Source organism: Microcystis sp. LEGE 08355 (assembly GCF_015207185.1).
Classification (GTDB): domain Bacteria; phylum Cyanobacteriota; class Cyanobacteriia; order Cyanobacteriales; family Microcystaceae; genus Microcystis; species Microcystis panniformis.
This window is the reverse complement of sequence record NZ_JADEXI010000794.1, coordinates 1-1,688: the sequence shown is the minus strand read 5'-3', so window position 1 is coordinate 1,688 and position 1,688 is coordinate 1. Positions and strand designations below refer to the sequence as shown.

At 43.7% G+C, this 1,688-nt stretch carries 2 protein-coding genes; both read left to right on the top strand.

Translation table 11 applies throughout. The features are described 5' to 3' along the window. Positions 1–208, top strand: a 208-nt coding sequence (locus tag IQ242_RS24090) for a hypothetical protein (RefSeq protein WP_193961693.1), incomplete at its 5' end; no start/stop codon positions are given. 61 nt (positions 209–269) lie between these two features. Then, positions 270–1,559, top strand: a complete 1,290-nt coding sequence (locus IQ242_RS24085) for a glucose-1-phosphate adenylyltransferase (RefSeq protein ID WP_193961692.1) — start codon at positions 270–272, stop codon at positions 1,557–1,559. Positions 1,560–1,688 lie beyond the last annotated feature (129 nt).

The window sequence follows — 1,688 nt, the reverse complement described above, 5'->3', positions numbered from 1 at the left end:
AGTCTGTACATCGGAACCTTGGGCTAACCAAGAACAGCGATCGCCCGTCACCGTCGTGGGCATTAGGTACGGTAAAGGGAGAAAAAAGGTGAATATTAATGATTTAGCCCAAAAATTCATGATTTTAGCCAATTTATCCCCAAAGACTCCGATCAATTCCCTCTTGATGACTTTTAGATCTAGATTTTTGTTTCCCCTCTATCAATAAGGTGCGCTATCATCCTACACTTACTTTGAGAAGGAAACAGCCAATCGCGAGGGTTACGCGCGTGAAAAAAGTATTAGCTATTATTTTGGGTGGCGGGGCCGGAACTCGCCTTTATCCGTTAACGAAACTGCGGGCAAAACCTGCCGTCCCCCTAGCGGGAAAATATCGCTTAATCGATATTCCCGTCAGCAATTGTATTAACTCCCAGATTGACAAAATCTATGTGTTGACGCAATTTAATTCCGCTTCTCTCAATCGTCACCTCAATCGTACCTATAATTTTACGGGTTTTAGCGATGGTTTCGTGGAAGTTTTGGCCGCTCAACAAACCATGGAAAATCCTCAATGGTTCCAAGGCACGGCCGACGCAGTACGACAATATATCTGGACGATGAAGGATTGGGATATCGATGAATATCTCATTCTCTCTGGAGATCATCTCTATCGCATGGACTACAGTAAGTTCATCGAACGCCATCGGGAAACCAACGCCGATATCACTTTATCGGTGGTTCCCATCGATGAACGTCGCGCCTCCGCTTTTGGGGTGATGAAAATTAATGATTCGGGGCGCATTGTCGATTTTTATGAGAAACCCAAAGGGGCAGAATTGGAAAGAATGCGGGTAGATACGACGATTTTAGGCTTAAGTCCCGACCAAGCCCGTCAAAGTCCCTACATCGCTTCCATGGGAATTTATGTCTTTAAAAAGAATGTTTTAATCGATCTGCTCGATGCCAATAAAGAACAGACCGATTTCGGCAAGGAAATCATTCCCTCGGCGGCTAAAGATTACAATCTTCAGGCTTATTTATTTAAGGGTTACTGGGAAGATATCGGGACGATTGAGGCCTTTTATGAGTCTAATCTCGCCTTGACCCAACAACCAAATCCCGCCTTTAGTTTCTACGACGAAAAAGCCCCCATCTATACCCGTTCTCGCTATCTGCCACCGACAAAAATGCTCAATTGTACGGTGACAGAATCGATGATTTCTGAAGGTTGTATTCTCAAAGAATGTCGCATCCATCACTCGATTTTAGGGATTCGTAGTCGAGTCGGCAAAGACTGCACGATCGAGGATACAATGCTGATGGGAGCCGACTTTTATGAGTCTTTCCCCGAACGGGAAAGTCTCATCGGAAATGCCAAAGTTCCCGTGGGTATCGGCCCCGGTTCCACTATTCGTCGGGCAATTGTGGACAAAAATGCTCGCATTGGTGCCAATGTTTTAATTGTTAACAAAGATCGTGTGGAAGAAGCTAATCGGGAAGATTTAGGTTTCTATGTTCGCAGCGGCATCGTGGTTATTTTCAAAAATGCCACTATTCCCGACGGGACGGTGATTTAATCTATCAGTTATCAGTTATCAGTTATCAGTTATCAGTTATCAGTTATCAGTTATCAGTTATCAGTTATCAGTTATCAGTTATCAGTTATCAGTTATCAGTTATCAGTTATCAGTTATCAGTTATCAGTT